Annotated in this window: 7 protein-coding genes and 1 pseudogene; 4 read left to right on the top strand and 4 right to left on the bottom strand. The window is 63.9% G+C overall.

From position 1 onward, the window contains the following. The 3 genes from PKA16_RS12885 to brxL form a co-directional block, all read left to right on the top strand. Positions 1-741 (top strand): HNH endonuclease family protein (locus PKA16_RS12885; protein ID WP_324403688.1); only part of this gene is annotated, 741 nt, incomplete at its 5' end. Next, complete coding sequence (locus PKA16_RS12880; RefSeq protein WP_324403686.1) at positions 738-3263, top strand: PglZ domain-containing protein; 2526 nt, start codon at positions 738-740, stop codon at positions 3261-3263. The genes PKA16_RS12885 and PKA16_RS12880, both read left to right, overlap by 4 nt. A 5-nt stretch (positions 3264-3268) precedes the next feature. Further along, entirely contained in the window at positions 3269-5365 is a 2097-nt protein-coding gene (gene brxL / locus PKA16_RS12875; RefSeq protein ID WP_324403684.1) for a BREX system Lon protease-like protein BrxL, read from the top strand. Between the two features lie 213 nt (positions 5366-5578). On the opposite strand, the pseudogene PKA16_RS12870 reads toward brxL, so the two are convergent. The 3 genes and pseudogenes from PKA16_RS12870 to moaC all read right to left on the bottom strand — a co-directional run. Further along, positions 5579-5793 (bottom strand): annotated as a pseudogene (locus tag PKA16_RS12870) (IS3 family transposase); the annotation flags it as partial. Further along, positions 5794-6780, bottom strand: a complete 987-nt coding sequence (locus PKA16_RS12865; RefSeq protein ID WP_324403683.1) for a site-specific integrase — start codon at positions 6778-6780, stop codon at positions 5794-5796. Between the two features lie 104 nt (positions 6781-6884). Continuing rightward, positions 6885-7400, bottom strand: coding sequence for a cyclic pyranopterin monophosphate synthase MoaC (gene moaC, locus PKA16_RS12860; protein WP_324403681.1), 516 nt, complete (start codon positions 7398-7400; stop codon positions 6885-6887). A 249-nt stretch (positions 7401-7649) separates the two neighbouring features. Here moaC and PKA16_RS12855 point away from each other — a divergent pair, with 249 nt between their 5' ends. Then, the gene (locus tag PKA16_RS12855) at positions 7650-9239 is read left to right on the top strand and encodes a M48 family metalloprotease (protein WP_324403690.1); all 1590 of its coding nucleotides are present in this window, start codon (positions 7650-7652) and stop codon (positions 9237-9239) included. Between the two features lie 136 nt (positions 9240-9375). On the opposite strand, the gene PKA16_RS12850 is transcribed toward PKA16_RS12855, so the two are convergent. Then, positions 9376-9711, bottom strand: a complete 336-nt coding sequence (locus PKA16_RS12850; RefSeq protein ID WP_324403679.1) for a phage holin family protein — start codon at positions 9709-9711, stop codon at positions 9376-9378. Positions 9712-9761 lie beyond the last annotated feature (50 nt).

Here is a 9761-nt window from a genome sequence, read left to right as displayed (position 1 = left end):
CACCTGGACAATTACGATCTCGCCGGCCAAAAGACGGGGTTGTTCAGACCTTCCTTAGCAGTTTTTCTCACCAAATGGTTCTTCTGGCGCAACCTCACCGATATGCCGCCCACCCGCGAACTCGACCCGATGTTCATGGAATTGGTCAGCCATTTGCTGACGCAGATTCGTAGGGGCGAGATTACAACGCTGGACGGCTTCATCCAGCAGACCAGTGATTGGCTGCTGGCACGGGCAGCTCCGCAGGAAATTTGCGAGTCGCGCCTCAAGGGCGACGTGTACCTAGAGAATTACGACGCCACGCGGTTCATGCTCTGCAAGCTGGAAGAGATGCATCAAACCCGGGAAAACAAACGTGACCTCTGGGCGCATGACGCTAATGGTCGCCCTGTATTCACTGTTGAACACATCCTGCCGAAGACTGAGAACTTGGGGCCAGGCTGGTCGGCGATGCTCGAAGGGGGGCATAGTGGTACTGCGGCTGCCATTCGCGAACGCTGTGCACATCAGCTCGGCAACCTGACCCTGAGTGGCTACAACTCTAAGCTCGGCACAATGGAATTCTTGAAGAAGCGGGATCGTAAGAACGACCGGGGTGATTTCATTGGCTATCGCAACGGTTTGTACCTGAATGCTGACTTGGCCAGCCGAGATGATTGGAACGAGGCCGCCATTACGGCGCGAACCGACAAAATGCTCGAGGAGGTGATGTCCATCTTGAGTCTGCGGGAGCACAAATGACGATTGCGGAATTCATTCGGGAAAGCGTGCTGCGTCCGCGCCTGATGGAGTCCGGCTGTCTGGTGGTTTATGACCCTGACCTGCGCTACCGCGAGCAGTGTTTTGATCTGGCTGGTGACAACGTTCTCGTGGTCGATGCGTCGGAAAGCAGCATCGAAAGCCGCGAGGCAGCGTTGCAGGGGTTGCGCGAAATCGGGCAGCCCAAGGCGACGCTGGAGGGCGTGTTGATCTATGTGCCGGCCAAGCGCCCTGAGACAGACGAGCAGAAACAGCTGGATCCCTTTGCCTTGTACGCGGCGTGTGGCGCCGTGTTTCCGCAAGATGACGGCGACGATTACCTGAGTCTGTGCCTGCGCGCCAGGCCAGACCATGCGACCGAGATTCGACGGGTGTTTGGGGCTTCGCCCGACGGGCCGGCGTTCGCGGTGATCGATGCCATCGGCGGTGGAGTCAACTGGCCTCAGTTGCGCGCCACGCTGGGAGTGGAGTCGCCGCGCGAGATCTTGGTGGCTCTGCTGGCTCCCAGTCGCAGCCAGACCGAAGCGCTGAAGGGTCAGGAAGGCTGGGCGCAAGAGGCGCGCGAATTCCTGCGCGCCACCCTCGGTTTGAACCTGAAAACCCGGGGCAAGACATGGTCCGCCCTGGCAGACGAACTGTGGCGCTACGTGTTGTTCAGCGAATTCATCTTTGACTTGCCGGTCACGATGCCCGAAGCCTTGAAGGGCGTTCCGCATGCGCCAGGGGAAGCAAGGCCGGTTGTCGAAGATGTGTGTGAGCGCCTGCGCAGCAGCTCAAATGCACGCCCGATCTACACGGAACGCGCACAGGCCATCGAGACAGAGCTCAACCTGCCAGCACTGTGCGAGGCGATTGAAGATCTGGGCGAACGCGATACCTTCCCATTTGAGGAGCGCACGTTCTTGCGCACAGCCATCAAGGAGATCGTCAGCGGAGACGTTGATGGCACGCGCAAGGTGCTGGCCGGACGCGAGCACTCCGTGTGGATGGGGCAAGGTGAAAGCCAGGCCCAGTGGGAGCTCGTGCGATGTGCGCTGAGTCTGGTCGAGGCATGCGAAGACTTCGATCGCCAGTTGCCCGATCACGCGCGATCGCAATCTGAGCTGATCGACTTCTATCTGCTCGGTTTGCGTGAGGTTGATCGGCTGCAGCGTGAATTCGAACAGGCGGCAGGTGACTTGCTCGATCCACATGGACTGATGCATCGGCTGATTGAGCATGTGCGCACGCACTATCGCCGTCTGGCCGAGAAGGTCCAGAACGTGTTCATGCGGCATTTGGAGGGTTCGGGTTGGCCGCCTGCTGGACGCCTGGCGAACGCGGAAGTCTTTGACCGAATGGTGGCGGATCGCCTTAAGGAGAGCGGGCGCAAGGTGGCTTACCTGATGGTGGATGCGTTGCGCTACGAGTTGGGGGTGGCGTTGGAAAAGCTGCTGGCAGAAGACGGCCCCGTTGAGCTGCGCGCAGCATTTGCGCAACTGCCCAGCATCACGCTCGTTGGCATGGCGAGTCTGCTGCCAGGCGCACATGCTGGTTTGACCCTGGGACTCGCGAACGAATCACTGACGCCGAGGCTGGACGGTGCTCCAGTGACCAACGTCGCGCAGCGCATGAACATTCTGAGCAAGCGCTACGGAGACCGCTTTGCCGAAATGACGCTGGCCGACTTCGTGCGCGGCAAGCCAAAGATCGCCGAAACGGTGGATCTGCTGGTCCTGCGCTCCACCGAGATCGACAGCCAACTGGAGAGCAATCCCGAAACGACGCTCGGGCTCATTCCCGGAACGCTGAAGCTCATCCGGGTGGCGCTGCACAAGCTGCGTGGCATGGGGTTCAAGGAAGCGGTGATCGTGACCGATCACGGCTTCTTCCTGAATGCTCACGCAGAGCCTGGCGACGTTTGCGTGAAGCCACAAGGAAATTGGCCCGTGAACGCGCACGATCGAATGCTGCTGGGAAATGGCTCGGCCGATACGCACAGCCTGGTGGTGAGCGCAGACAAGCTCGGTGTACGCGGGGATTTCGCCCAAGCGGCACTACCCCGCAGCATGGCGCCTTATCGTGCGGGTCATCTGTATTTTCACGGTGGTGCGTCGCTGGCTGAATCGGTGGTGCCGGTGCTTGTGGCACGGCTCGACAGTGCCACGCCAACGGAGTTGCGCAAGGTCGTCGTCGAGTTGAGCTACAAGCGCGGTAGCAAACGCATCACGACACTGTTGCCGATGGTTGAGATCGCTTTGGAAGCGGACCTGCTGTCGCAAGACCTGAGCGCGGAGATTTTGTTGGAAGCGCACGACAGCAAGGGGAACGTGGTGGGTGAGTCGCGACCGGGAGGTGAGGTCAATCCAGCGACCCGAACCGTGACTTTGATGCCCGGCCAGCGCAAGCAGATCGCACTGCGCATGGAGGAAGACTTCCGGGGCAAGTTCAAGGTCAAGGCGTTGAACCCCACGACGTTGGTTGCGTACAGCGAGCTGACGCTTGAAACCGACTACACGGAATGATCTCGATGGACGATCTCGACAAGAAGCTCAACGAGCTGTTCGATGGCAAGGTGCTGAGGAAGGACTTGCTGCATCGGATCAAGAAGGGGACCAACGTCCCGACCTTCGTGCTCGAGTTCCTCCTGGCCAAGTATTGCGCGAGCAACGACCAGGCCGAGATGGATGCCGGCATGGAGGCCGTCCTCTCCTCGCTGCAGGAAAACTATGTGCGCCCCGACGAGGCCAATGCCGCGCAATCCAGGGTGGCGACTACCGGCAGGCACCGGTTCATTGACAAGGTGCACGTGCGCTATGTGGAGAAGGAGAAGCGTCACTGGGCAGCGCTGGAGAACTTCAACTCGCAGCGCATTGCCATCGCTGAAAAGTTTTACCGGGACAACGATCGCCTGCTGGAAGGCGGCATCTGGGCGGAAGTGACTCTGGCGCACAACGACATCGATGAGGACGACTATGCGTTCTCCATCGAGGGTCTGCGTCCGATCCAATTGACCCGTTTCGACTTTGACCGCTACGCAGAGGGGCGCGCGGCCTTCACGCGTGACGAGTGGCTTGCAGCGGTGTTGCGCTCCGTGGGGCTGGAACCCAGCAAACTCACGAAGCGCGTGCAGATGCATTTCGTCGCCCGCCTGGCCGCTTTGGTGGAGCCCAACTACAACTACATCGAGCTCGGGCCACGTGGCACTGGCAAATCGTATTTCTTCAGCGAGTTCTCACCGTACGCCACCCTGATATCGGGCGGTCAGGCCACAAAGGCCACACTCTTCTACAACAACGCCCGACGGAAGGTGGGGTTGGTTGGCTTCTGGGACACCGTGGCCTTTGACGAGGTCGGGGGCATCAAGGTGCGTGACCCAGACACCATCCAGATCATGAAGGACTTCATGGCCAACGGGCGCTTCTCGCGCGGAGCCGAGGTGATTGCGGACGCCAGCTTGAGCTTCGTCGGCAACATCGATGTCTCGATACAGCAGGTTGTCAATTCCAACGAGCACGACTTGTTCCAACCTCTGCCGCCGGAACTCGATCTGGCCGTGATGGACCGCTTTGCTGCCTACATCCCCGGCTGGGAAATGCCGAAGAACAGCAGCGAGTTTCTCACCCACAACTACGGCTTCATTACGGACTACCTGGCCGAGGCTTTCCACTACCAGTTCAAGCACATGAACCGCTATGAGGAGGTGAGCAAGCGCATCCGCCTGGGCCCCGCGATCGAGGGGCGCGACGAAAAAGGTATCAAGAAGACTGTCTGCGCGTTCCTGAAGATTCTGCATCCCGATGGCCCTCCGACGGATGAGGAGTTCGAGGAATACGTGGCCTACGCAACGGAGTGCCGCCGGCGTGTCAAGGAACAGATGAACAAGCGCAAGCCGGACGACGAGTTTGCGAAGATCAACCTCTCTTACTTCAAGGCCAGTGGCGAGGAAGTGGTCGTTTTCTGCCCTGAATCGAAGGATGCACCGGCAACACAAGAGCCTGCTCGTCGGCGATTGCACCGTGCTGGCGCACAAGCAGCCGACGCCAGTGCAACCCAAGCAGCCCAGGTGCAGGTTGTTCATGCTGTGGATACATCTGCCTCTGCATCGGCGTCAACGCCTCCGACTCAAGCACAGACAGCGCAGGGTGCCGTCGAACCCCAGGAACAGCACTTCACCATCCTCTATGGGGACACCGGCTACAGCTACGAGTCGATCATCGGGCCTTACCTGCAAGGCGCCAAGAGCGTCGTGATCGAAGATCCCTACATCCGGATGCAGCACCAGATTCAGAACTTCGTCCGGTTCTGCGAGACAGTGCTGAAGGTAAGTGCTGTCAAGCGGATCACCCTGATCACCGGACACGACGACAAAACGCCCCTGGCAGACGTGGCCGAGAAGCTAGAAGAGCTGAAGCAAAGCTTGCTGGAGCTGGATGTTGAACTCGAAGTGAAGCTGAACCCCAACATGCACGATCGGGAGATCCGTATCGACAACGGATGGGTGATCAAGATCGGCCGGGGCCTCGATTTCTACCAAAGACCTGGAAGTTGGTTCGAGGTCGGTGCAAATGATCTGAGCCTGCGCAAGTGTCTGGAGACGAAGGTGGATATCTATCGGGCTCAGTGAGAGGAACAAGAAGTTGACGAACAAGCATTTTCGTGCCCCGAGATCGTGCCCGTCCACCCTGTATATTTGTACTTGGGTGAAATCGATCCAGTGAATCGCCTGGGGTTTTGGGCAGACTGGTTGGCGTGAGTCAGGCTACCCATTCCAAGGTCGCCAGCTCGACGACCTCGCGAGTTCTCCAGGGTGCCCGGCGCCTCCGGGCAGCGGACCGCCGATTGGCCCGATCCCATGATGCTGGCGGTGCAAGTCCACGAAGCCACACACTCCAGCCAGTGGTGGAGTTCCGCCTGGGTGAAAAACGCACTGGCCGGTTTTAGTATCTCGGTGGCTCGGCGCAGCTCCTTGACCTCGCACTCCAGAGCCTGGGTGCGCAGGGCCTGGCTGGACGTGACGCCTTCGCGCATACCGGTATCGACTTCGGCGCGCCTTCAGCCCAGCTTGGCTGCAAGTGCCGCTGGGTTCGGGTGGTAGTAGCGCTTGAGCATCTGAAGCGTTCGATGTCCTGTCACCGCAGATAGCTCCAGGACGTTTGGCAGCTTCGCTGACAACCGTGTTGCGGCGCAGTGCCGGAGGTCGTGGAAGTGAAAGTCCTCCAGGCCCGCTCGATGGCAAGCGCGCTTGAATGCTGCATGCAGTGCGGCCTCCCCGATCGGGAAAACCCGATCGCTTGGCTCCCCCTCGCCCATGCGTCGTAGGGTTTCAACGGCTCGACGGGACAAGGGGACGGCACGACCCTCACCGTTCTTGGTGATTTCCAGCAGGGCAACCTGGAGGGCCAGGTCGATGTGCCGCCAGCGCAAGGCCAGCAGTTCGCCGCGTCGCATGGCGGTTTCCAGTGCGACGATCACCAAGGGTCGCATCAGAGGATTGCGCCGTCCGCTGGGAGCGAGCTCCCAGAGCAGCCGCGCTTCCTCTTCAGTCGACAGGAGGCGATTCCTTCCTTGAGGCGCTCGCGGCCTGCGAACCAGCGCGCAAGGGTTCGTTGAAACCGCTCCCCATTCCCGCCGAGCGTGATTGATGATGGACGAGAGCATCGCCAGCTCGCGAATCACCGTGCCTGCAGCCACCCGCCCCAGTCGCTCGTCGCGCAGTGCCGCGACGTCCGCCGGGGTCACGGTGGCGAGACTGTAGGAGGCGATGCGGTGACGCCGCAAAGCTAGGATCCGGATCACCTCATCCTTGCCGCCGCGCTTCGTGGGACTCACTTCGCTCATGTAGCGGGTCATCAGCTCCCGCAGCGGCAGATCATCGATGCCGCTGTGGTTGCAATAGGCGCGTCGATCGATCGCGCTTTCCACTTCGCGGGCCCAGCGCACAGCCTGTGCCCGTGTGTCGAAGCTGCGAGTCTCTGCCGGGTAGCCCTTGCGCAGGATGCGTGCCTGCCACTTGCCAGCACGCTGTCGAATGGATGCCATACGCTCTCCAGTTGGACAAGCGTTGGACAAAACCCCGTTTTCAGCGCTTCCTCAGCCTTTCACCACCGGCCCCACGGGCGTGGAGATGGAAGCCCTGGCCGTGGCTAAGTGTCTGTCGCGACGTAAGTTCCCGACTTGCCGCCGCGCTTTTCCAGCAGGCGCACGCCGGTGATGGTCATGCCGCGATCCACCGCCTTGCACATGTCGTAGATCGTCAGCAGGGCGAGCTGGACGGCGGTGAGCGCCTCCATCTCGACCCCCGTGGGGCCGGTGGTTTCCACCGTCGCGCTGCAGGCCACGGCATCGGCCCGGCCGGCGCTCGCGGGCTGCAGCTCGAACTCCAGCGCCACGCGCGAGAGCGCGAGCGGGTGGCACAGCGGGATCAGCTCGCTGGTCTTCTTGGCCGCCATGATGCCGGCGATGCGCGCCACGCCCAGCACGTCGCCCTTCTTCGCCGTGCCGGATGCGATCAGCGCCAGGGTGTCCGGCTGCATTTCGATGCGGCCGGCGGCCACGGCGACGCGGTGCGTGCCCGCCTTGGCGCCGACGTCGACCATGTGGGCCTGGCCCTGGGCGTCGAAATGGGTGAGCTGCGGGGTGTCGGGGTGCGGGTCGGCCATGGCAAACGGAAACAAACGGGGGTGAACGATGCGGCGCAATTGGGCATCATAGGCAGGTTGGTTTCCATTGCCCGTTTCCGCGTGAACGCCACCCGACCCGATTCCCGTGCCGCCGGCGCGCGCCGGCGCCGTCCGCTGCTGCGCCCGGCGCTGGTGCTCGGCCTGGCGCTGCTGGGCCTGGCCGGCGCTCCGGCACCGGCCCAGGTCGCCACGCCGCGCGGCCTGCCGTCGCTCGGCGATGCCGGCCAGATGACGACGCTGGAGGAGCGCAAGCTGGGCGACGCCATCATCCGCGAGCTGTATCGCGACCCGGACTACGTCGACGACGCCATCCTGGGCGACTACGTCGACGGGATCTGGCAGCGCCTGCGCGCCGGCGCGCGCGCGCGCGGCGAACTGCCGGCCGAGCTGGACGAGCGCTTTGCCTGGCAGGTGCTGCTCGGGCGCGACCGCACCATCAACGCCTTCGCCCTGCCGGGCGGCTATTTCGGCCTGCACCTGGGCCTGGTCGGCGTGGTCGGCTCGAGCGACGAGCTGGCGTCGGTGCTGGCGCACGAGATGAGCCACATCACGCAGCGCCACATCGCACGCATGCTGAGCCAGGAAAGCCGCCAGACGCCGATGCTGCTGGCCGCCATGGTGCTGGGCGCGCTGGCGGCAACCAGGAACCCGCAGGCCGGCGCCGCACTGGCGGTGGGCGGCCAGGCAGCGCTGATCCAGCAGCAGCTCAACTACTCGCGCGACATGGAGCGCGAGGCCGACCGCATCGGCTTCGGCATCCTGACGCAGGCCGGGTTCGCGCCGCAGGGCTTCGCCAGCATGTTCGAGAAGCTCCAGGCCGCCTCGCGCATCAACGACAACGGCGACTGGCCCTACCTGCGCAGCCATCCGCTCACCACCGAACGCATCGCCGACATGCAGCAGCGCCAGCAGGGCGTGCTCGCACGCGACCCGCCCGCCGCCGGGTCGTCCCAAGGCGGGCGAGCCCCCTCGGGGGGCAGCGCACCACGCGCAGCGGGGGAGCGTGGGGGCCAGAAAGTCCCCGCCGCCGGGCCGTCCCAAGGCGGGCGAGCCCCCTCGGGGGGCAGCGCACCACGCGCAGCGGGGGAGCGTGGGGGCCCAGATCTCGAAGCCCTGCTGCTGGCGGCGCGGGCGCGCGTGCTGTCGCGCCCGGGGGTGGACCTGCTGCGCACCTGGTCGACCGAGCCCGCGCATCCCGGCTTTGCCGACCTGCCGCTGGCGCGCCGCGCGGCAACGCTGTACGCCGCGGCACTGGCGCAGGCCAGCCTGCGCGAGCTGCCGCGTGCGCAGGCGCTGGCGCAGGAGCTGGCGCAGGAGCTGGGCCAGCTGGTCGCCGCCGATGCCCCGGCGCTGCGGCAGGCGCGCCTGCTGCAGGCCGAGCTGGCGCTGCAGGCCGGGCAGGACGCGCGCGCGCTGGAGCTGCTGAGCGAGCTGGATCGCGGCGGCGTTCCCACGCGTGCCGTGCTGCTGCTGCGCGCGCAAGCCCAGACACGCACTGGCGCGGCGCGCGAAGCGGAATCGGCGCTGCGCATCCGGGTCAGCGAGCATCCGCGCGATGCCGGGGCCTGGCTGGCGCTGGCGCAGGCCGAGCAGGCGCAAGGCCAGGCGCTGGCCGCACTGCGCGCCGAAGGCGAGGCGCGCATGGCCGAGATGGACTACCAGGGCGCGATCGATCGCTGGCGCGCCGCGCAGGAGCTGTCACGCCGGCCCGGCGGCAGCGCTGGCGACCTGATCGAGGCCAGCATCGTCGACACGCGCCTGCGCGAGGCCCAGGCAGCGCTCAAGCAGCAACAGCTCGACGAACAGAAGTGGCGCTGAACGCGCTCCGGCGGGCGGGTCGGCCATGACGAAATGACCTCGCGGCGCTTCACGCCCCCGAACGCCATGCCAAGGCTCGTAGTGGACGTCGGCGTTGTCCCCCTTTCCGGGGGAGCCCGCGCCGCGGCCCAGGGGATCAGTCGATCGCCCTGTCGATCAGCAGGCCCAGCGCGGAATACATCAGCGATCCCAGCAGCGCCGCGCCGAAGCCGCGCACGTGGAAGCCCGCCAGCAGGCCCGAGGCGGCCCAGAACATGAGGGCATTGATGACGAACAGGAACAGGCCGAGCGTGATCAGCGTGATCGGGATGGTCAGCACCACCAGCACCGGCCGCAGCAGCATGTTGAGCAGGCCGATCACCAGCGCCGCGACCAGCGCCGAGCCGAAGCTCGCCACCTGCACGCCGCTGTAGAGGTAGGCGATCAGCAGCAGGGCACAGGCCGAGAGCAACCATTTGACGATCAAGATCATGGCGTCAGCTTAGCCGAAAACTGCCGGTGCGCCAGGGCCTGGGCGATCGA

The sequence above is a fragment of the Ottowia sp. genome, from assembly GCF_035325765.1.
GTDB lineage: Bacteria > Pseudomonadota > Gammaproteobacteria > Burkholderiales > Burkholderiaceae_C > Ottowia.
This window is presented reverse-complemented; position numbering and strand designations above follow the sequence as displayed.